This is a genomic window from Photobacterium sp. DNB22_13_2, assembly GCF_052873915.1.
The window spans coordinates 49832-71887 of the sequence record NZ_JBNNXU010000001.1 but is presented as its reverse complement, the minus strand read 5'-3'; the positions used below and the strand labels follow the sequence as shown (position 1 = coordinate 71887).

18 protein-coding genes and 7 tRNA genes are annotated in these 22056 nt (G+C 46.0%); 7 read left to right on the top strand and 18 right to left on the bottom strand.

Annotated elements, in window-relative coordinates; all coding sequences use genetic code 11:
- Positions 1-30: 30 nt before the first annotated feature.
- Entirely contained in the window at positions 31-3270 is a 3240-nt protein-coding gene (locus ACVA58_RS00340) for an efflux RND transporter permease subunit (protein WP_446508488.1), read from the bottom strand.
- Entirely contained in the window at positions 3270-4388 is a 1119-nt protein-coding gene (locus ACVA58_RS00335; protein ID WP_446508487.1) for an efflux RND transporter periplasmic adaptor subunit, read from the bottom strand. The genes ACVA58_RS00340 and ACVA58_RS00335 overlap by 1 nt, the downstream gene beginning before the upstream one ends.
- 197 nt (positions 4389-4585) lie before the next feature.
- Here ACVA58_RS00335 and ACVA58_RS00330 point away from each other — a divergent pair, with 197 nt between their 5' ends.
- Positions 4586-5539 carry a M23 family metallopeptidase gene (locus ACVA58_RS00330; RefSeq protein WP_446508486.1) on the top strand — a complete coding sequence of 318 codons (954 nt, stop codon included), beginning with the start codon at positions 4586-4588 and terminating at the stop codon, positions 5537-5539.
- 8 nt (positions 5540-5547) lie between these two features.
- On the top strand, positions 5548-5886 hold the full coding sequence (locus ACVA58_RS00325) for a bactofilin family protein (protein ID WP_446508485.1): 339 nt from the start codon (positions 5548-5550) through the stop codon (positions 5884-5886).
- A gap of 78 nt (positions 5887-5964) precedes the next feature.
- On the opposite strand, the gene ACVA58_RS00320 is transcribed toward ACVA58_RS00325, so the two are convergent.
- The 13 genes from ACVA58_RS00320 to ACVA58_RS00260 all read right to left on the bottom strand — a co-directional run bounded on the left by ACVA58_RS00320 (position 5965) and on the right by ACVA58_RS00260 (position 13687).
- A complete protein-coding gene (locus tag ACVA58_RS00320) occupies positions 5965-6729 on the bottom strand; it encodes a glutathione S-transferase N-terminal domain-containing protein (RefSeq protein ID WP_446508484.1) in 765 nt (254 codons plus the stop codon).
- Between the two features lie 260 nt (positions 6730-6989).
- Positions 6990-7065 (bottom strand) — tRNA-Val (locus ACVA58_RS00315).
- A gap of 48 nt (positions 7066-7113) precedes the next feature.
- Positions 7114-7190 (bottom strand) — tRNA-Val (locus ACVA58_RS00310).
- Positions 7191-7224: 34 nt separating this feature from the next.
- A tRNA-Val gene (locus ACVA58_RS00305) sits at positions 7225-7301 on the bottom strand.
- 20 nt (positions 7302-7321) lie between these two features.
- Positions 7322-7398, bottom strand: a tRNA-Val gene (locus ACVA58_RS00300).
- A gap of 28 nt (positions 7399-7426) precedes the next feature.
- Positions 7427-7503, bottom strand: a tRNA-Val gene (locus ACVA58_RS00295).
- A 20-nt stretch (positions 7504-7523) separates the two neighbouring features.
- A tRNA-Val gene (locus ACVA58_RS00290) sits at positions 7524-7600 on the bottom strand.
- A 28-nt stretch (positions 7601-7628) separates the two neighbouring features.
- Positions 7629-7705 (bottom strand) — tRNA-Val (locus ACVA58_RS00285).
- Positions 7706-7977: 272 nt separating this feature from the next.
- Positions 7978-8766 carry a ParA family protein gene (locus ACVA58_RS00280; RefSeq protein WP_446508483.1) on the bottom strand — a complete coding sequence of 263 codons (789 nt, stop codon included), beginning with the start codon at positions 8764-8766 and terminating at the stop codon, positions 7978-7980.
- 67 nt (positions 8767-8833) lie between these two features.
- A complete protein-coding gene (locus tag ACVA58_RS00275; protein WP_446508482.1) occupies positions 8834-9094 on the bottom strand; it encodes a DUF5062 family protein in 261 nt (86 codons plus the stop codon).
- A 117-nt stretch (positions 9095-9211) separates the two neighbouring features.
- Complete coding sequence (locus ACVA58_RS00270) at positions 9212-10249, bottom strand: DUF3080 domain-containing protein (RefSeq protein ID WP_446508481.1); 1038 nt, start codon at positions 10247-10249, stop codon at positions 9212-9214.
- A 159-nt stretch (positions 10250-10408) separates the two neighbouring features.
- Positions 10409-11779, bottom strand: coding sequence for an MATE family efflux transporter (locus ACVA58_RS00265; RefSeq protein ID WP_446508480.1), 1371 nt, complete (start codon positions 11777-11779; stop codon positions 10409-10411).
- 150 nt (positions 11780-11929) lie between these two features.
- Complete coding sequence (locus tag ACVA58_RS00260; RefSeq protein WP_446508479.1) at positions 11930-13687, bottom strand: diguanylate cyclase domain-containing protein; 1758 nt, start codon at positions 13685-13687, stop codon at positions 11930-11932.
- 202 nt (positions 13688-13889) lie between these two features.
- On the opposite strand from ACVA58_RS00260, the gene ACVA58_RS00255 reads away from it, so the two are divergent.
- The gene (locus ACVA58_RS00255; RefSeq protein WP_446508478.1) at positions 13890-14504 is read left to right on the top strand and encodes a riboflavin synthase subunit alpha; all 615 of its coding nucleotides are present in this window, start codon (positions 13890-13892) and stop codon (positions 14502-14504) included.
- 108 nt (positions 14505-14612) lie between these two features.
- Here the strand turns inward: ACVA58_RS00255 and ACVA58_RS00250 are convergent, their stop codons facing one another.
- The 3 genes from ACVA58_RS00250 to ACVA58_RS00240 form a co-directional block, all read right to left on the bottom strand.
- The gene (locus ACVA58_RS00250) at positions 14613-14816 is read right to left on the bottom strand and encodes a CPXCG motif-containing cysteine-rich protein (RefSeq protein WP_428652083.1); all 204 of its coding nucleotides are present in this window, start codon (positions 14814-14816) and stop codon (positions 14613-14615) included.
- 504 nt (positions 14817-15320) lie between these two features.
- Positions 15321-16184, bottom strand: coding sequence for a fructosamine kinase family protein (locus tag ACVA58_RS00245; RefSeq protein ID WP_446508477.1), 864 nt, complete (start codon positions 16182-16184; stop codon positions 15321-15323).
- Positions 16185-16403: 219 nt separating this feature from the next.
- Complete coding sequence (locus ACVA58_RS00240) at positions 16404-17300, bottom strand: LysR substrate-binding domain-containing protein (protein ID WP_446508476.1); 897 nt, start codon at positions 17298-17300, stop codon at positions 16404-16406.
- Between the two features lie 154 nt (positions 17301-17454).
- Here ACVA58_RS00240 and ACVA58_RS00235 point away from each other — a divergent pair, with 154 nt between their 5' ends.
- The 4 genes from ACVA58_RS00235 to ACVA58_RS00220 all read left to right on the top strand — a co-directional run bounded on the left by ACVA58_RS00235 (position 17455) and on the right by ACVA58_RS00220 (position 22026).
- Positions 17455-17847: a RidA family protein gene (locus ACVA58_RS00235; protein WP_446508475.1), complete on the top strand. Its 393-nt coding sequence runs from the start codon at positions 17455-17457 to the stop codon at positions 17845-17847.
- Between the two features lie 10 nt (positions 17848-17857).
- Positions 17858-19306: an aldehyde dehydrogenase family protein gene (locus ACVA58_RS00230; protein ID WP_446508474.1), complete on the top strand. Its 1449-nt coding sequence runs from the start codon at positions 17858-17860 to the stop codon at positions 19304-19306.
- Between the two features lie 10 nt (positions 19307-19316).
- Complete coding sequence (locus tag ACVA58_RS00225) at positions 19317-20306, top strand: membrane dipeptidase (protein WP_446508473.1); 990 nt, start codon at positions 19317-19319, stop codon at positions 20304-20306.
- Positions 20307-20436: 130 nt separating this feature from the next.
- A complete protein-coding gene (locus tag ACVA58_RS00220; protein ID WP_446508472.1) occupies positions 20437-22026 on the top strand; it encodes a BCCT family transporter in 1590 nt (529 codons plus the stop codon).
- The last annotated feature ends 30 nt before the right edge of the window (positions 22027-22056 follow it).

Genomic DNA, 22056 nt, shown 5'->3' with positions numbered 1-22056 from the left:
GCTTCTAGTTAACTCACCATCAATGATACTTTAATTCTGCCTGTCTAACTCATCTGACGTTGTACTTGCTGCTGATACTGAAGATGAAGAAAAAACTTTGCCCAGATGCTGCTCGACCACATCCTCGGGATCGCCCATTACCGGCTGGCTGCCTCTTTGTACTGGCATTGAGTCTCGCTCATCTAACTGCTGTTTATGATCTCTCCCTAGCATGAGTAGGCATGGGGTTAGGATCAATGTGAGTAAGGTGGCAAAAGCAAGCCCCCCTGATACCGCAGTTGCTAACTGTGACCACCACTGGGTACTTGGCGCTCCAAACTCGACTAATCGGTTTATCAAGTCAATGTTCATTTCAAGCACCATAGGTAACAGGCCTAAGATGGTGGTAATTGTGGTTAGCATAACAGGGCGTAAACGTTGCGCGCCGGTGTGCATAATGGCAGTGACTTTATCCAACCCGCTATGACGCAGCTGGTTATAGGTGTCAATCAATACGATGTTGTTATTGACCACAATACCTGCCAATGAGATCACCCCGATACCGGACATGATGATGCCAAAGGGGCGCTGGAATATTAGTAGTCCCAGGAAAACGCCGACAGTAGAGAACAACACAGCGCTGAGTATCAGTAGTGCTTGATAGAAACTGTTGAACTGGGTGACCAATATGAGTCCCATCACGGCGAGGGCGACCAAAAAGGCATTTTTCAGGAAGGCAGATGATTTTTCCTGATCTTCATTCTGACCTCTGACGATAACCTGCGTCCCCTTGGCGAGCGGCATCTCTGTGATAGCCGAGTTAATGATGGGCAACTGTAAGCTCAGGTTGTAGCCCGTTGCCATATCGGCCATCACCTCAGTTACCCGCTTACCATCAAGGCGGTTGATGGTGCCTTGTTTCGGAGAGGGGGTAATACTGGCAAAGTTGGTAATAGGAACCATGCCATATTGTGTTTTGACCCTCAGTTCATCAAAGCGGCCAATATCCCGTTTGTCTTCTGGGTAACGAACCAGAATGTCGACTTCTTCATCGGTATCATCAGGCAGGAAGTCACCGATTTTGAGCCCGTTGGTCACAAACTGTACGGTATTGCCAACCAAGGTTGCATCCCCACCAAAGCGGGCGGCATCATCACGATTGATATTGATTTCCCAATCGATCCCTTCTTTATCTGCCAAATCAGAAATATTGGTGAAAGCTTGGTGCGATTCCAGCCAGTAACGGACTTGGCGAACAGCATCATTCATGTCTTCGGTATTGTTACCTGATACTTCAATGACGACATCATGTTCGCTAGGCGGGCCGGCCTGCGGAAATTTGAACTCGAGCTCGATACCGGCAATATCGGCTGTTCTTTCTCGCATTTCAGCAATGATGTCTTTTATAGGGCGGCGGTCTTGCCAATCCATCGGGTTGAGCTGGATTTGGCCGATTTCATCGCTGCCTCCCGTTCGGGTATAGACACTTTTAATCCCCTCGGTACCCATAATCCGTTGCTCTATTTGGCTCATTAGCACATCTTTTTCATAGATAGACAAGTCACCATGGGAGCGAGCTTTGATGGTAAAGTGGGGCGGATCAACCTCAGGAAAGAAGACGACACCCAGTCCGGCTTTGCTGTAGGCAAACCCGACGGCAATAGCAAAAACAAATGCGGAGATCAGGATCTTAATCGGGTGCTTAATGGCGACCGCTAAGCTTGAAAGGTAAAGCTTGGTGATCCCCCTAGCTTGGCTGAAGTCGCCTTTTTCTAAGGCGATTTTTCGTTGTTGTTCAGCCTTTGTGGTGTACTGGGGTTTACCGACAACGCTCCCCAAAACTGGGACGAATAGTAGCGCCATCAGTAGCGATGCTGACAAGGTCGCAATCAGTGTAAGTGGTAAGTAACGCATGAACTCACCGGTGGTATCCGGCCAAAATAGCAAGGGTGCAAAAGCGGCGAGGGTAGTGGCGGTTGAGGCGGTAATTGGCCACGCCATGCGCTTGGCGGCTTCTCGGTAAGCCTGCCTGCGTCCGGTTCCTTCCTGCATTTTTCTATCGGCATACTCGGTGACGACAATAGCCCCATCTACCAGCATACCAACGGCCATAATAAGGGCGAAAAGAACAATCATGTTAACCGTGACGCCACTAACGGCCAGCATCAATAAACCGGTTAGAAAAGCGCCGGGAATTGACACACCGACTAAAAAGGCGGTACGAGTTCCTAAAATGGCCAGTATGACAATGACGACCAAGATAATGGCCGACAAAATATTGTTCTGAAGATCGTTGAGCATGGTATTTACATCTTCAGATTGGTCGAGGGTGTATTCCACCAACAGATTATCCGGCCATTCATCCAGCTTTTGCGCTTCTTCGACAACTGCCTTGACGATCTTGACGGTCTCAATGATATTTTCGCCTGCGCGTTTTTTGACATCGAGCACAACGGCAGTATCGCCATTGAGGCGAGCAAAGCTGTCAGGATCGCGGTAAGCACGGCGTATTGTGGCGACATCGCTGAAGGTGACAACTTTGTTGCCATCCACCTTTATTGGCAGTTCAAGAATATCTTTCAGCGAGTCAAATACCGAAGGTACCTTGACCGAAAAACGACCATATCCGGTATCAACAAACCCTGCAGCTACCACGCGGTTATTACGGGCAACCAAGTTAAAGACATCTTCTTGGTCAAGGCCGTAGCTCTCCATCAATAGCGGCTCGACAATCACTTCGACGACGTCTTCCCGATCCCCAGCGATATCTACTTCAAGGACTTGTTTGAAGCTCTCTAGCTTGTCTTGCAGTTCACGTGCGATTTGAATCGTGGTCCGTTCTGGTACGGTGCCGTAGAGCACCAGTGACAGCACTGGCTCATAACTGGCTAGAGTCACTTCATGAACAGTCGGCTCATCGGCATCATCTGGTAGTTTGGTTTTAGCGAGATCAACTGCCTCGCGAACATCCGTTAGGGCAACATTGATATCTGAGCCCACAATAAACTCAAGGGTTACTGAGGCATGGCCTTCGGCGGCGATGGCACTCATCTCCTTGACCCCTTCGATCGAGCGCAGTTCCTTTTCCAACGGCCTTACCAACAGTCGCTCGGCATCAATCGGGCTGATCCCCTGATGGCCAACAGAGACGTAAATCACCGGAATCGTGATGTCTGGATTGGACTCTTTGGGGATGATTCGGTATGTGATGGCACCTGCTAATAAGATCAGAACCAACAGGGTGAGCATGGTGCGTGAGCGATTTATCGCCGCGTCAATAATGGCAAACATTATTCACTCCCGCCGAGGTCAACTGAATTGCGTCGAACCGGTATGACAACATCGCCATCTCTGACAAAACCTTGGCCTGTAGTGATGACTTCTACGGTATTCTCAGTACCGCCCAGCCAGACACCATCTGGCTCAACTTTGACGATTGAAATAGGCACGAAATGTACTTTATCGTCAGTTGCCAAGGTTTTGATCCCCAGATTACCTGCTTCATCCAGCGCTAGCATGGAAGGTGTGATTTTTATTGCAGGCTCGGTCGCTAACATCAATTCGAGGTTGGCACTGGTACCTGCCGTCAGCGTCATATTGGGATTACTGATCTCCACCTCGATAGGGTAGGTATTGGTTGACTCGTTGGCAACTGCACCGCGAAAACTGAGGGTACCTGTTGCGGAAAAACCGGTTACCAGTTTGATTTCAGCCTGCTGGCTTTTGTAGACCTTATCGATGTGACGCTCACTGACATCGGCGCTGATCACCAGCGGATCCAAATCCACAATAGAAATGATGGGATCACCGACACCTAAGTAGTCGCCTTTTTCAATATAGAGCAACTCGATAACACCATCAAAAGGGGCATAGATTTCGGTATTGGCTAATGCAAGCTCCAAGCTTCTGACTTGTGCTTTGGCTTCAATCAGGTTGGCTTCGGCCTGACTAAAGGCGACTTCCCCCTGTAGGCCACGCTTTTTCAGTGATTTTGACGCATTGAATTCCTGCTTTCTGACCTTGAGAATGGCATTAGCACGAGCAAGTTGAAGCTCTCGGTCTGCCTTATCGAGTTGGATCAGTGGTTGACCGGTTTTAACACGCTGTCCTTTACGTATTAATAACTTATCAACTTTTCCGGCAACTTCTGCACCTAGGGTGGCCTTGCGGTTAGGGGCGCTACGCCCGTATAGCGAAAGAGTACGAGTTACAGGCTGCACCGTAAACTGTTCGGTGACCACCTTAGCCAATGGTGGAGGAGTCGATGCATTGTTTTTGACTGCTTGGGATTCCGGTGTTTCATCGGAGGGGGGCTGGTGTCCACTGAATAACCAAAGGCTTAATCCGATCAAAATCAATGCGGAGATTATCCAAGGTTTACGCTGAAAAAGTGCCTTGATTGATACCATCTGTCACTGTCCCTAGTAATCAAATTATCAGTATACATTGTTAAAAATGGGTAACCAAAAGTGCTTTAACAACAGTTAATTGCATACTAACAATAAATGGCTTGAATGTTAATTTGAAGAATTTGAACTGGGTCGCTTAATGAAAATCGTACGTCGGTCGCTTACAAAAGAAGTGATTTATCAAAAGCGGTCTCTCTATGAAGGAACAAATCACGATATCGGTTTCCTCGATCCACGGGTCTAAACATTTTCAACTTAGTAATATGGCTCAACGTAATCTACGTTGGTTAGCAATTACTGTTGTGACGATTACTGTGACGACGGTTGGTTGGATGATGTATTTAAAATCTGAAGCCGATGATGCGAAATATAAACAAATGGAATTGGAAGCCCGGTCATCTTCGTTGACTGAAGAGCTTGATCAGCTGAACTCGCTAAAATTTGACCTCGAAGCGGATTTGGATGCCCGTGAAAACAGGTTGAGTGGGGTTTCGGATAGGCTTCGCGAACTCGAAACCTTGTTAGGTGTTGATGTGACCGTTGAAACCAAAGCGATTGAACAGCGTTTGGATGTCGCAGCCATTAATTCAGCTGTCCGGGTTACCATTCTTGAGGGTTTGCCTAATGGGTCTCCGGTGGGGAATGTGAGGCAGTCCTCTCAGTATGGTTATCGGACTCACCCTATAACGGGTCGACGAACGTTACACCGCGGGCTGGATTTTGCGGTTAATACCGGTACGCCGATTTATGCTCCGGCCGACGGAGTTGTCGAAACAATACGTCCAAGTAATGAAGGTTCAGGCAACTTCCTTCGCCTTCAGCATACTTTTGGTTTTTCGTCGTCTTATTCCCATTTACAAAAATTTGCTGTGAAGTCCGGTGACTTCGTCAATAAAGGTGATCTTATTGCGTACTCCGGTAATTCAGGTTTGTCATCCGGGCCGCATTTGCATTACGAAATACGCTTCGTTGGACGGGCATTGAATCCTCGGCCATTCGTCGATTGGAGCTTAGATAATTTTGAACATATTTTTGAAAAAGAGAGAAATATTCAATGGGCATCTTTAATAAAGAAAGTGGAGCAGCAGGTCAGCAAACAATTACAACTGTCATCGCAGCGGGATGTGATATCCAAGGCGAACTCAAGCTAAGTTGTGATATGCAGGTTGACGGGATCATTGATGGCACAATGAAGCTGGAAAAAAGCCTGGTTGTCAGCCGCACTGGTCGAATAAAAGGAGAGGTGTGGGCTGATAAGATTATCGTTAATGGTCAAGTAGAAGGCATCTGCCATGCTAATTCCATCGAGATTTTGGATAAAGGTGTCGTATCAGGCAGCATTTACTGTGATAACTTGAGTATTGATCGTGGTGGTAAGTTCTTTGGTACTACTTTCCCGGCAGAAACCCAGCATGTTGTCGAGTTTACTCCTAAAGCGAAGACGGATGACAAAAAGGAAAAAGCGGTAACTGAGCAAAAGCTGAAAAAAGCACAGTAGCAAGTAAACCACTGTCCATGAGAAGCCATAGTCCAGTTATTTCAATGAGGCCGTGAAGTTCCCTTCACGGCTTCTCTTTTATTGCTCATATCTCTGTTCAAGATATCCCACAATATCTGCCGACTCGAACATGGCCTTATTGGTGTTGGGATCCATCAGGAACGGCACCTGCACATTGCCGTATTGTTTGAAGAAGGCTTCTCGTTTTGTGTTAGGAAGCGGTTGATAGGGTTTCAGGCTCCAACGTAATTTTGCTGGCCCCATGTCAGAGATCTGTTGTTTGCCAAGGTTGATTAAAATATACGTTAGCTCTAATTCACAAAGCTTTTCACGGACTAGCCTAGCAAAGGGGCTGGATTCGAAGCTGTATAAAATCAAAGGTAGCTCAAGTTGATGTGAAGGTTGCGCTTTATAACCGGCATTTAACCGAACGGTTGATGCCAGTGTTGAGCTCACTTGGTTGGTGACTTTACCAAGTAGGGAAGTTGATACACTTACCGCACCATAATGTTGGTTAAGGTGCTTAAGGATAGCTTTCGCACCGTACATGGCTTTGGATTGGTTGTTATCGACAAAAACAGGTGGCTGGATATCATCACCCTTACCTGACTTGGTTTTCAGTGCTTTGAGGTTTTTGCCACCCTTGGGGCAGGGGACAATGAGAATATCTAAGTTCAGCTGGGTCAGTGCTTCACGTACTAGTCTGCATTCTGCATTGCTTTCTTGATCAAACAACATCAGGGTTTGTGCTGGTTGCTCGGTTAATTTGTCAGCCACTGTACCGTGCCAGCAACGGTAAGTAGAAGCCAGCAGTGAGGTGGTAACGTCAAGAATATGATTCATTGTTTGCCTAATTCCTTTTAGCGATAACAAGACGTTGAACAATCTTCCTTTGAACAACGAAACCAGCGGTTATGTAGCATAAGTATATGCATGAAATCCCGCTCTTGCAGTGATTAGGCCAGCATAATCAGTGTCGTTGTCAGCAATGATTAAAAGGGGACTGTGATGGACGTGAGATTGCAATCAATCAGATGAGAGTGAGTGCCTAACGCAAAAAAGCCTGCTCAATAAGCAGGCTTTTGCTTCTTACGAAAAGAATATGGTGGGAGATACCGGGCTCGAACCAGTGACCCCCTCCTTGTAAGGGAGGTGCTCTCCCAACTGAGCTAATCGCCCGAATAAACGCTAGGGAGCCTCAAATGAGGTAGTGCGTTTACTGGAATTTGGTGGGTCCGGGCGAACTCGAATCGCCGACCCCTACCATGTCAAGGTAGTACTCTAACCAACTGAGCTACGGACCCAAATTTTGTTCTTCTTAGTGGTTAAGTAAGAAGTTGGTACGACCGAGTGGATTCGAACCACCGACCCCCACCATGTCAAGGTGGTGCTCTAACCAGCTGAGCTACGGTCGTACTGTATCTTCAAAAGAAGATGGTGCGTCTGAGTGGATTCGAACCACCGACCCCCACCATGTCAAGGTGGTGCTCTAACCAGCTGAGCTACAGGCGCATTTTTGTTCTAGTTAAAAGCTAGAAATTGGTACGACCGAGTGGATTCGAACCACCGACCCCCACCATGTCAAGGTGGTGCTCTAACCAGCTGAGCTACGGTCGTACTGTATCTTCAAAAGAAGATGGTGCGTCTGAGTGGATTCGAACCACCGACCCCCACCATGTCAAGGTGGTGCTCTAACCAGCTGAGCTACAGGCGCATTTTTGTTCTAGTTAAAAGCTAGAAATTGGTACGACCGAGTGGATTCGAACCACCGACCCCCACCATGTCAAGGTGGTGCTCTAACCAGCTGAGCTACGGTCGTACTGTGTTCTCTCAGAGAACGATGAGCATATTAGCGACTGATGATCCCTCGTGCAAGCATTTGAGTTCGCTTTTTTAAGTTATGGTGACTGTTTGCTTATGCTTTGAGCGCGGCGGATTAATTCTCGCCGCAAAGGTGAATAAAAGTGTGATTTCAATCACTTTTTATTAATAGCTGTTTCCACTCTGAGCAAATAAATACAATCAAGCCAGCAGGTCATGAGGTGACTATTGCTGGCTTTATGTTCAATTTGCTAGAGAAAGCCAAAGGACCTAAGTGGCTGTTTCCGTTTCGGTATGCTCTAAAGTGGCGAAAAGTTCGACAAATGATTGGCTGAGTTTATGGTTCGGTAATAAATGAATTAACGGCTGTTGGTGATAATGGGATTCTTTCATTTTAATCGACAACGGCAGGTAAGGCTCAAGGATAGGTAAACCGATGTCTTTCAGGTCTTCAATGATTTTTGCAGGGAACTTTGCTTGCGCATTGAACATATTGACAATAACACCTTCGACCTCAAGCTTAGGGTTATGATCGTCACGTAGTTCCGACACGTTGTTGAGCAAAGTCATCAAAGCCTGCTGCGAGAAGCTGTCGCAATCAAACGGGATCAGCAACTTATGGGAGCCAATCAACGCGGCTTTACTAAAGAAATTTAAATTTGGTGGCGTATCAATATAAATACGGTCATATTCCTTTTCCAATTCGTCTAGGGCATCACGCAGCTTGTATATTTTGTAGCGACGTTCCAGCTCAGATTCGATTTTTTCCAACTTTGGACTGGATGGAATAATATCTAAATTTTCGAAGGAGGTAGGTTGCGGATAGGATTTGATCGGCGTTGAAACAGAGAACCATCCAACGGTTTGGTTGAGCAATTCAGCAACATTTTTGTCGTTGTCGACATTGATATCAAAGCCAAGGTAATGGCTACTATTTCCCTGAACATCTAAGTCGATCAGCAGTGTTTTATAGCCTTTAGCGGCACTGATGGCAGCAAGGTTGGCTGAAATACTGGATTTTCCCACCCCACCTTTTTGATTGAAGACAACACGACGCATAATGCTTGAACCTACCTTGGTAACTATTTGAAAAAAGAATACATTAGCCTTATATGAGCTGCAATGCTTATTGTAGCAACTCGTGATCAGGCGGTAACAGCCGAGAAATCCACAAGATGAGCTTATGTTTCATGTTCGGGCCATCTTCCTTGTCTTCGGGGAGTGGTGTGATTTGTTTGAATTCAACCAGTAAACGGTAAACACATTCGACTTTGTCTTTCGATGAGACAGATTTGTCTAAATCCTCAAACCCTTGTTTTTTCGCAAAGGACATACCTAGCTCTAGCGCTTTTTTTAAAAGCTTTGGGTCGTTTTTGTTTTTCTTCATGTTAGGCTCCTTTAGATGTTTATCGTTTCATCTTAGAGCCTGTCGCTTTGCATTTATAGCAAGACTGGACAATTTTTTGCACTTAGTCTGTGAATTTATATAAAAACGAATGGTAAGCTAGCGAATTCCTACTTTTATGTTGCAGCGTTTGAAAGTTCGCTTCCAGAATTCGACATGCTGAAGCGTCGACTGCCTAAAATCATTATGCAAATTACCTCCTAGGTATTGCTCGAAATAAGAGGTGACGGCAGGGCTTCCAGGTCGTCCAGGGCCTAGGAGCTCGATGAGTGTGGGAGAAATTTGCCGGTATTGGGAGTCGAGTTCGGCAAGGTAAGGTTGAAGTTCGTTAACGAAGAACTTATAGAATACATTGCTCAAGATTTCCGCTTTGTGCTGATTGCGACTAGGTCCACAGATAAGTGTGTTTTCATGTTGTTCGAGCATGCTGGTAATAGCTTCCAGCCACAGGGTGGAAAGGTGTATTGAGTAAATCAGTTGACCAAAATAATGATGGGTATGGAGCTGTTCTTGATGATGAATAATCCTATCGGCTTGTTTTTCTTCGATACTGGTACCTGCTTGGAGATGTTGTTGGATAAAAGTCAGAAAATTAAATGCATTCAGACTTTCATCAAATCCGTAAAAGCCCCCTAGCTCAAAGGGGTGGTTATGTATCGTTAGCTGCTGCCGCCATTCTTTTTCACTGGTCAGCATATTCCAAAGATAGCGATGGATCTGGGATTGTTTTTGTTGCTTAAACCCTTCCAGTAAAGGGAGGACGTCTGAGTCTTCCGGGAGTACTTTTTGGCAATGGTTGAGCCCGTTGAGCAGAATCAGTTCATAGCGAAGTTGACGCGTTCTATCCTGCACTTTGCCTAGGATAGAGTTACGCTCGGCAATTAAATTAAATAACCCACATTTTCTCAGCTCATAGGCATCGAGCAGATCAATTCGAATATCTTCGATAGGCAGTAGTAGCTCGCGGGGTTCGGGAAATGTTTCGAGTTCACCTTCTTTGATTTTTATCGGTTTAGTCTCAAGCACATTGGCAAGCCTTTCGTTATAGGTCTCAAAGCTTCGTTTTGCGGTATTGGGTTCGCAACCTGTAACCCCAAAAATAAAGACAAGTAACCAGCACAGTTTGAATGCGCGCACAGTATATTGCTCTAGGATAAAAGACCGTGATATGTGTGAAAGAATAGACTGGGTAAACATGCTAACCATTCAGTACCAAGAATATAATAAGTATACGCGGCAAAACAAAAAGGCGACCATTGGCCGCCTTTAATTATTGAATGTGCAGTAAATAACTGGTTATCGCAATGACATTTGCAGTTGTGCGTCTTCATCTTGCTTATGTACCCAGAGCATGCGGGACGCCAGCATGATAGCAGCAGCGGTCAGACCAACAATATTACCGATCCAGAAGCCGTGAGGGCCCATTGGATCCACAATCCAATCAGTCATGCCTAGGACGTAGCCAATTGGCAGGCCAAGGATCCAATAAGCAATGAACGTACGAATAAAGATTGCACGCATATCCTTGTAGCCCCTTAGTGCGCCAGCGGCAACAACTTGGATTGCGTCTGTGCATTGGTAAATAGCCGCGAGGAACAACAACTGACCAGCAATGAAAATGACTTCGCGGTTATTGGTGTACATCTGGGCGATCGGCTCACGCAGTATAACGGTCAGTACGGCTGTCATGGCGGCGACAATAAATGCCACAATCAAGCCGCAGCGGCTGGCAATTTTGGCTTCGGTGAAGTCTTGTTGCCCTAATAAATGACCGACTCGAATACTTAATGCGGCCCCTAAACTCATTGGAATCATAAAGATAAGCGATGAGAAGTTACTGGCGACCTGATGAGCGGCCACGATGGTTGAGCCAAGCGGGGAGATCAGCAATGCGATAGCCGCAAAGAGAGATACTTCAAAGAAAATCGACGCGGCAACAGGAAAGCCTAAGCGAAAAAGACGAATAACAGCCTTGAATTGCGGCTTGTGCCACTGATCGAAAATGCCGATGTTACGTAGTTTTTTGTTCAATCGAATATAAACCAGCATCGAGAAGAACATCAGCCAATAGACAATGGCGGTCGCAACACCACAACCGACACCGCCTAAAGCAGGAGCGCCGAATTTGCCGTATACAAAGATCCAGTTTAGCGGAATATTGGCAGCAAGGCCGATAAAGCCGATCACCATGGCAGGAACGGTCATCGATACTCCTTCCGTAAAGCTCTTCAGAGTCTGGAAGAAGAGAAAACCCGGAACGGCGAAAAGGACAGCAAAAAGGTAGCCATTGGTTTTCTCTGCCAAGGCTTCTTCAACGTCCATCATATCGATGAGGGCTCCTGCATTGTAGAGCACCAATATGATAGGAACAGAGATTAAAGCGGCAAGTATAAAGCCGTGCTGAACCTCGAAAGGAATATTGTCACGCTTCCCTGAGCCGTTCAGTGTCGCGACAATAGGTACCAGCGCAATAAGCAAGCCGACGCCAAATAGGATAGCAGGTAGCCAGATACTTGCAGCAACAGAGACGGCGGCCATATCTGTGGCACTGACACCACCGGCCATAACGGTATCAACGAACCCCATTGAGGTTTGGGCGACAGAAGCAATCAGCACGGGAATCGCGAGTTTGAGTAGATGACGTGTCTCACGCCGATAATTATGCACAGATGCGCTCCAGGTATAAGAAGGGAAGTAACGCGGGAATTATAACGGTTAAGGGAGCCGACACAATTCACATTGAATGAAAATGAACAACTTTATTCTTTTGCTTTTAAGTCAGTAGCTTGTATAGGCTTTTTAGTGCTACTACTGCTATTAAGTTTCGATAACTGCTTTACTTTTTCCACTTAGCTTCGCCTCATAGAGCAATTTGTCCGCGATGGCATACGCCTTCTGTGGGTGAGAGGCGCAATGGCAGGCGCCAATACTGGTTGATATTGTCACGGTTGTTTCACCATTGATGTAAGGCGAACAGGCAAGCGTCGATAATAACTTATTTGTTATCTCCTCGACACTCGGTCTTGGCATCTCTTCTAACCAAATGGCAAACTCTTCTCCGCCGATACGGCCAAAGAGGCAACTGTTTGGTAATACTTCCTGACAGGTTGCCGTAAAGTGCATTAGGATATTATCACCTTCGATATGGCCGTAAGCATCGTTGATTTGTTTGAAGTTATCGATATCTAAGATGAGTAGCCAGCCGCTGTCCTCTTCACTCTTTTCGTCGAGTTGCTGCCAGAAATAACGTCTATTAGCGATACCAGTAAGTCCATCGTAATAGGCCATTTGATGTAATTTGGTATTTGCATTACTTAAGGCCAGGGTCCTTTCTTCAACGCGTACTTCGAGTTCTTGGTTTTGCTGTTCTAAGAGGGCATTGAGGCGTTGAGTTTCTTGTTGTTCGCTATCTAGCTTGTATATCGTTTGCTCAAGATTATGCTGCATTTTATTGAAGGATTCAGCAAGCGTACCTAACTCGTCGTCACGAGTTACAGTAATTTTTCGTCCCCACCGTCCTTTGCTGATTTGTTCTGCAGCTTGAGTCAGCTCTTGAACCGGCTGACTAATTTGGCGGGCGGCTTTTTTACCAAGCATGATAGCAATAAAAACCAAAATTAAGGTAAGCAGGATACCAACATTCTGTGCAATCTTGAGCTCTGGGGCAAAATCACTCATAGGCGAATAGAAAGCGATCTTAACGTGATCAACCTGCGCTAGGCTGTAGTCGGTAATAAATCCAGCCCATTGTTTTCCTTCATGATCGACAAGGATCAGGTTATTGCCTTGGTTATTGTCGAGACTTATTAACTCATCTAACACTGGGGTCATCTCGTAGTTGATAGATTTCAGCTTCCCAGTATGTGGAGTATGGTTTTTTGCTGTACTGGCTAAGATGACATTGTTCTTGTAAAACAAGACAACATCACCATGGCTACTTAGTTTGCTTTTATTGAGCTCTTGAATGACTGTATTTAAGGTTAAATCCAATCCCCAAACACCTAATAATTCACCATTGGTATCGCGCTGCGCTTTTGACAGGGTAATACCGAGCAGGGTTGGGTCAAATGCACCAGCATAAATATGGCTCCATACGGGGTAGTTAACCGCTGCAGCGTCTTGAAACCACTTTTTATTTCGAGCATCAAAGTTAGCTGTCGATTCAACAAACGGCCCCTTGATACCGTTATGATCGGAAACAAAGCGTGTAAGGTTTCCGGCTTTTCCCGTTTCGGTTTCGATTAGGTAAAAACGGTCGTTACTTTGGTGACCGACAGATATTAACCCGCCATCAATGTTGGCAAAGTAAAAATAATCAATCTCGTCGTGGTGATTGAGAACATTGGTAATGTGACCAAGTATTGCTTCTCGATCATTGATGGTACCGCTGAGCTTAGACTCAATCCGCTCCTGATGGTCGTAAACTTTGTATGCATCAGAAAAAAAATCATCAAGGTGGTTTATCACTGCTTGGCTAGCATGTTTGTAAATATTTTCAATCGTATGATGAACAATACGTTCAGCACTTTGATGCCAAAGATAACCGATAGGTAGTGCCGTTAGAACAACCAACATTGCCATTAACACCTGTATGTGCCGATTAAGATTCTGTCTTAGGTGTGTAAGCATGTTGAGTCCAACTCAATGTGATCTGCAATAAATGGGGGAATATGTGCTGAGGATATAGGGTAAAACCTAAGAGTGCAATTTGGCTTGCTTTTTACCGGGTTAGTTTGCTGTTAACATGCTGAAAGTTAGCTTACCAGCAGGAGTTGTTATGTTTACCGGAATTGTTCAGGGTACAGCCGAAGTTATTGCCATCAATAAAAAAGAAGCGTTTCAAACTCACGTTGTCCGCTTGTTCGGCAAGATGCGTGATGGGCTAGAAGTCGGTGCCTCTGTGGCCCACAATGGTTGCTGTCTAACGGTAACTAAACTTGAAGGAGACAATGTTTCTTTCGACCTAATGCAAGAGACGCTAGCGGTAACAAACCTTGGCGAACTCATTGCTGGAAATAGCGTAAATATTGAGCGTGCTGCAAAGTTTGGTGACGAAATTGGTGGCCATTCAATGTCGGGACATATTAATGCCGTGACGACAATTGTAGATATTGAAGTATCGCCAAATAACACCACGATTTGGTTTGAAATCCCTGAGTCATACAATAAATATATATTAAGAAAAGGGTATATTGGCTTGGATGGTTGTTCATTGACCATTGGTACGGTGGAAGAAAACAGATTTTGCGTGCATTTAATTCCTGAAACATTACAACGAACACTATTCGGTGTGAAGCAAGTAGGTGCTAAAGTTAATATTGAAATCGATCCGCAAACCCAAGCAATCGTCGATACGGTAGAAAGGGTACTGGCTGAAAAAGGTCTTGAATAATTTATCTAAGATATAAAGCAAGGCTCCTTCTAAAGAGAAAACCCCTACTTATGTGTAGGGGTTTTTGTTTCTTAGTATTTGTTATGCTGCTCAACCTGAGAGACAGTTTTAGAATATTTGCTCATCATCGGCATCGACAAATAAATTGATTGTCTTGTGCAAGTCATCAACTTGCATATTGAGGTGGATGGCGTGGCAGCAGGCTGGACAGTCATCATAAAACTCTTGGCTACCAGCACTGGCATCAAGGGTAATGCGGATGTTGTGGCCGCAATGCGGGCAGGCTACCGTCTGCTCTGTAAAGTTATTCATTTTGTACTCCTTGCAAACTTACGACAAGAATGGGCATCCAAGTTGCAATCATTCCTGGGAACGTGACAGGTTCAATTCAATGTTTTAACTTTAGCGTTAAGCATTCGTTTTCGCCTCAAATTAACTATAAAGTTTGAAGTGATAGAAAATTATGAAAAATAACGGTGAGGTAAATATCCGATATCGAAAAAAGACTGGACGTATAAATTTTTGTTTATATTGATGAAATAAATATTAGGTCAGAACTGGAACATTTTTAATATGACACGGAAGGCAAAAAAGGTGCAATTAATATAGTGGTTTGATCTAGACCTTATTGAAAGTGTGACGTTACTTCAGCAATGCAATAAATTGCTTATTTACTTCGAGTGGCGAGTTAAGTTTCTGGTCGACAGTATTGATATAGACCGCTGGTTGAGGATTGCCATAGAGAAAGGCAAGAAGCTGGAGCAGGTGTCTGCATCCAGCTTAAATCAGATTAGCGTGTAGTGAGAAAAGCTAGACTTATCGCAGCCCTAACTTTTCCATCATTTGTTCAGCTTGGGTGATATAGCTGCCACCAAACAAATTACAATGGTTGAGCACATGGTATAGGTTGTAGAGTATCTTACGCTCTTCATAACCATCATCTAAGGGCCAGACGGACTGGTATCCTTCGTAGAAGCTAGGTGGGAAGCCGCCAAACAATTCTGTCATGGCAACGTCGCATTCGCGATCTCCCCAATAGCTAGCAGGATCAAAAATGATCGGCCCGGTTACGGTAAGGGCGGTATTGCCATGCCAAAGATCACCATGGAGTAGTGATGGTTTGGGTTGGTGATGGACAAGCAGATCGATCACTTTGCTGGTGATTGTATCAATATTGCCAAAATCGATACCTTTTTCAGAACAGAGCTGCAACTGCCAGGCAATACGTTGCTCAGCAAAGAAGCGGCACCATTTTCGGCACCATTGATTAGGTTGTGGGGTCAAGCCGACAAAATTGTCGAGGTCAAATCCGTATTCCCCTTGATCACCCCAAGCGTGCATACGTGCTAGCTGTTCACCCAAGGTATAAGCAGATTGATTATCGATGACTTTTGTCGGCAGATAATTAAGAATAATAAACGCACGATCTTTGGTCGCGCCTAGATGGACAAATTGGGGAACTTGAATGCAATCAGTTTCATTGAGCATTCTCAGGCTTTCTGCTTCTGTTTCGAACATCACCAATCGTTCGCGGTCATTAACCTTGGCGAAGTAACGTTCGTTACCGTCTCCGATGCAGTAGCATTCACTAATGTCACCGCCTTCAAGAACTTCCTTTTCGCTGATTTTGAATGGTCTATCCAATACCTCAGAAAGTTGGTGAGAAATTGCTTGCCACATAGCATCCTCCACGACACATCAATATGCAGTTGGGCTCGTTGCCTCTTCAACATAGTAGTCTATTTATTGAACAAATAACTGGGTATTTATCAAGGTTTTAAAGATCTCCCCTAAAATTTGGGTGTCGAAAACAAAGTTTAATTTTTCAACGGCATGATATGGCTCCCCTTTGTTGCACTTGGCTGGTGTGCTAAAAGGCAGTGGAAAGTCATTATCTTTTCATTTATTTAGGGCGTCACCTGTGTACATAAGATATTCAACGCAAAGCGAATAGAATGCATTGGCCTGTGGTGAGATGGTGCGGTCGGTAAGGCGGAAAATGCCGATGTCTCGCTTGAGCGGTGGGTCGATAAGCGGTCGCCAGACGAGTTTGGTCTCATTGGTAGGGAAGGCTAATTTGGGCAGGGTCGTGATACCTATGCCTAATTCCAAAACTGAGAATAACGACGTAATGTTTTCTACAGAATAGAGTGCTTTTTCACTGAGTACCCGAGCCGGGGTGGGTTCTAACAGCGTACAGGTTCCATTGCGGATAAAAGGTTGTTTGAGCAAGGTTTCCCAACTAATCCCCTCTTCAAGTTTAGCTAAGGGGTTGTCTTGCAGGCAGACCACACCTAGTGGGTCAGAAAGCAATGGGGTAAAAGAGATAGATTCATCATCAAAATGCGAGCAATTTCCCAAGGCTAAATCGACCTCCCCAGCCAGTAGACGGGCTTCTACGCCAGCGGCATTATCATCTATCAAGCTGACTTCGACTTTGGGGTAGCGTTCGCAAAATGCGGCCAACACGCTTGGAATGAGTTTGGCTGCCACGGAGGGAACACATGCAATACGTACCTTTCCCTGATGACCAGAGGCAATGGCTTTCAGATCATTATCAAGATCATTATAAATGCTGAGAAACTGGGTGATCTTCGGGTAGGAGACTTTACCAAAAGGGGTGAGTTGCGCCTTATGCCCAGTCTCAAATAGGGCTTGCCCCAATGTTCGTTCCAGCTCTTTTACCGAAGTAGAGAGTGCTGCTTGAGAGCGGTTTGCCCGTTTTGCAGCCGCGCGAAAGCCACCTTCCTCGACCACCATCACAAAATGGATCATTTGCTGAAGTTTAATTCCCATGCTCGCCTCCTTTTGAGCCCTTTATTCATCATGCCTGAAACCAAGTGTTAAATAAAATTTATCAATTGTAAAAAAATAACCGTTAGATATATCAGTCTAGGTAGTGCATGATTTAACCAACTTGAAACATCTTGGTTACAAAGTGGAGTTGAGCGTGAGCCTTCAAGAACAAAAGCAAGCTGTCAAAACCTCTCTATTTGCCTCAAAAGCCCCGCTTGAATGGGCCATTACCCATAATGGCACGCTCTACACTGCGCAGATCCCGATTGATCAGAGTGGTGTGGTTGTGGAAGGGGGGATCGAAGCTCAGACTCGCCAGACATTGGACAACTTGGTTCACACCTTAGAGTGCGCCGGAGTGTCGCTAGATTCTGTATTGCAGGTGCTGATCTACGTGACGGATCGCGATTTTCTCGCCACGGTTAATAAGGTTTACGCCGAATATTTCAGTGCCCCATATCCCAATCGTGCAGCGATGGTCGTCGCCGGATTGGCACGGGAAGAAATGTTTGTTGAGCTAGTGGTTTACGCCGCAGTAAAGGAATAAGGACATAACAATGACTATTCAAGCAGAGCAATCGCTTTTTATCGGTAACGAGTGGCAATCTGGTCAAAGCACACTGGCTAACATCAACCCATCGGATATCAGTCAGAATCTGGGGAATTATGCCCAAGCGAGCCAAGCCCAGGTACAGCAGGCAATTGCTGCGGCCAATGCAGCACAGCCTGAGTGGGAAAAAACACCACTGGAACGCAAATTAGCCGTATTGCAAGCCATTGGTGATGAGCTTATTGCCCGTTGTGATGAGCTAGGACGTTTACTTTCAAGCGAAGAAGGCAAGCCCTTTGCAGAAGGTCGCGGTGAAATTTACCGTGCCGGTCAGTTCTTTCAATACTATGCCGCAGAAGTATTGCGTCAGGTGGGTGATAACGCCGCGTCTGTTCGCCCGGGTGTTTCTGTTGAAGTGACCCGCGAAGCCGTGGGGACGGTGGCTATTATCTCACCTTGGAACTTCCCGACAGCAACAGCCGCTTGGAAAATTGCTCCGGCATTGGCGTTTGGTAACAGTGTGATTTGGAAACCCGCCAATCTTACACCGGCCAGTGCGGTTGCGCTAACCGACATCATTGCCCGGCAAGGCCTGCCAGCAGGCACATTCAACCTTGTATTGGGCAGTGGTGCAGAAGTCGGCGATACCCTGATTAATTCAAAACAAATCCAAGCGGTGAGTTTTACCGGTTCAGTTGAAACGGGTCGTAAAGTGGCTGCTGCTACTGCGCCGAATTTTGTTCGCTGTCAGCTAGAGATGGGCAGTAAAAACGCGCTAATCATTGCTGATGATGCTGATATCCAAATCGCTGTAGAAGCCACTATTGCGGGTTCATATTCTGGCGCTGGGCAGAAATGTACCGCTTCATCGCGCTTGGTCGTTATGGATAGCATCCATGATGCTTACGTAGAGGCGCTAATCAAACGCATGAGTGAGCTAAAAGTGGGTCATGCATTAGAAGAGGGTATCTTTATGGGGCCGGTGGTTGACAGTAAGCAGTTGGAAGCCAATTTGGATTGGGTAGCAAAAGCCCGTCAGAGTGGTGCCGAGTTAGCCGTCGGTGGCGAGCGTTTAAGCCTCCGGCATGACGGTTACTACATGTCACCCACGCTGTTTCTTGATACTAAGAACGGCTGGGAAGTGAATCAGGAAGAAGTCTTCGCCCCGATGGCTTGTGTTATCAAGGTATCGGATCTGGACGAGGCAATTGCGACCGCCAACGATACCCGCTTTGGCCTGACTGGCGGCATTATCACCCAAAGCCTGCGTACCAGCGCGCTGTTCAAAGAGCAGATTCAAACTGGTTGCGCGATGGTGAATTTGCCAACGGCAGGAACGGATTATCACGTACCGTTCGGTGGTCGCAAAGAATCGAGCTTTGGCCCTCGCGAACAAGGCCAGTACGCGAAAGAGTTCTACACCGTTGTGAAAACGGCATACCAGCGTCCTTACTAGGGAGTGGCCTATGTATCAGCAGCAAATAGTCATTGATGGCTTGCAATACTGTCACTGGGATCGTGAATATTTTCAGACGCTGAAAGCAAGTGGGATCCATGCGGTGCATGCCACCTTGGTGTATCACGAGAATGCACGAGAAACGCTAACCCGTTTTGCCGAGTGGAATCTTTTATTCGAGATGAATGCGGATTTAATTATGCCCGTGATGTCGATGGCTGATGTCGAAGCGGCAAAAGCACAAGGCAAAGTCGGAGTCTTACTTGGGGCGCAAAACTGTTCTCCCATTGATGATGAAATTGGCTTAGTTGAAGTGATGCGTCGTCAGGGTTTATTGATTATGCAGTTGACCTATAACAACCAAAGCCTGCTGGCGACAGGTTGTTATGAGCAGAACGATAACGGTGTTACCCGTTTTGGTAAACAAGTGATCGATGAAATGAATCGTGTCGGCATGGTCATTGACATGTCGCACAGCGCCGAGCGTTCGACTCTGGAGGCGATAGATTTATCTTCACGGCCGATTTGTATCAGCCATGCCAACCCGACGTTTGCTCATGATGCGCTGCGTAATAAATCTGATGTGGTTATCAAGGCATTGATTGACCGTGGTGGTTTGCTGGGCTTTAGCTTGTACCCGTTCCACTTGCCAAATGGTAGTCAGTGCTCATTGGAAGACTTCTGCCAAATGGTTGGACGTACTGCCGATATGGTCGGGGTCGAACATTTGGGGATCGGTAGTGACTTGTGCCTGAACCAGCCACAGTCGGTGTTGGAATGGATGCGTAATGGCCGTTGGTCGAAAGCGATGGATTATGGTGAGGGCTCGGCCGGTAATGCATGCTGGCCTGATGCTTTGCCTTGGTTTAGCGGTAGTTGTGGGATGGAAAACATCTACAACGGGCTGATCAAGACTGGATTCAATGAAGCGGAAGCAGGCCAGATCATTGGTGGTAACTGGTTCAACTTCTTGCAGAGCGGCTTACAGCCTGCGCAGTAAGAACAGAAAGGGCCTATCACTCCTATAATCTCAAGGGCCCGTTTGCTTTTTTCGGCGAAAGCAAACTGATCTTAGTTAGGCTATTTATTCTTTTATCCCAGACAAATCCACTCACAGCTGGAGACACTTGATGTCTGACCTCACGAATACCATAAAGCCAGAAGCGACCAATACTGGATCTTTACAATCAGAAATACATAAACATGAATCTTTGATCGAGAAATTGGGTGTTAACAATCCTGTGTTATGGCTAAGCGGCGGATTCATTGCACTTTTTGTCGCTCTGGCGATATTTGATCACGAATTACTTTCCACTATTGTCAACACGGGTTTTTCATGGGCGGTGAAATACTTCGGCCCGTACTGGCAAATATTACTGTTAATGACTTTCTTATTAGCCATCGCTTTAGCTGTAGGTAGAACTGGGCAAGTTAGGCTTGGTAATTTAGATAAACCTGAAATAGATGCTTTCCGCTGGATTGCAATTCTTCTCTGCACCTTGCTTGCGGGTGGTGGTGTATTTTGGGCTGCGGCTGAGCCAATAGCGCATTTTGTTAGTGCTCCTCCTTTATATGGTGAGGGGGCGACGCCATGGCAGCAGGCCATTAACAGCCTGTCGCAATCTTTCATGCATTGGGGCTTTTTGGCTTGGTCGATTACAGGCTGTTTGACGTCTATCGTGTTCATGCACCTGCATTATGATAAAGGTCTACCACTGAGGCCTCGTACCTTGCTTTACCCTTTATTGGGAGAGCGCGCGCTTAAAGGCGGCATAGGTGCCACGATTGATGCATGCTGCATTATTGCCGTGGCAGCCGGTACCATCGGTCCTATCGGCTTCCTGGGTTTGCAGATCAGTTATGCGCTTAATGTGTTGTTTGCTATTCCTGATGGCTTCACCACCCAGTTAATCATCATATTGTTTGCTATCACCATTTATACCATTTCAGCTCTGAGTGGTTTGAATCGAGGTATTCAAATTCTCAGTCGTTGGAACATCATTCTGGCTGTCGGTCTGATGGCGTACATTTTGTTGGTTGGCCCAACGAGCTTTATTGTCAATGGTTACCTGCAAGGAGTGGGTACTATGTTGGACAACTTTATACCAATGTCTACTTACCGTGGTGATGAAGGTTGGTTAAGTTGGTGGACAGTCTTTTTTTGGGGCTGGTTCCTTGGCTACGGCCCGATGATGGCTATTTTCATCTCACGTATATCCCGTGGACGCACGATCCGTCAATTGGTACTGACCCTCGGTGTGATTGCACCTTTGGTGACTTGTTTTTGGTTTACCATCGTTGGTGGTACAGGGGTGGCTTTCGAAATTTCCGCCCCAGGCACTGTCAGCAAGGGGTTCGAAGGCTTTAACTTACCAGGGGCATTACTGGCTATTACTCAGCAACTGCCTTTCCCAACGATAGTGTCGATTCTGTTCCTGATACTGACAACTATTTTTATTGTCACTACCGGTGACTCAATGACCTATACCATCAGCGTAGTGATCAGCGGAGAAACCGAACCTAACGCCTTTATCCGTTCTTTCTGGGGCGTGATGATGGGTTTAATAGCCTTAATTTTGATTTCCCTTGGCTCCGGTGGGGTATCGGCCCTGCAATCTTTTATCGTTATTACTGCCGTACCGGTATCACTGATTTTATTGCCGTCGCTATGGGATGCACCGAAAATTGCGATGAAGATGGCCAAAGAGCAAGGGGTTTAATACCAAGCGTTATAAGTACATATTCTAGAT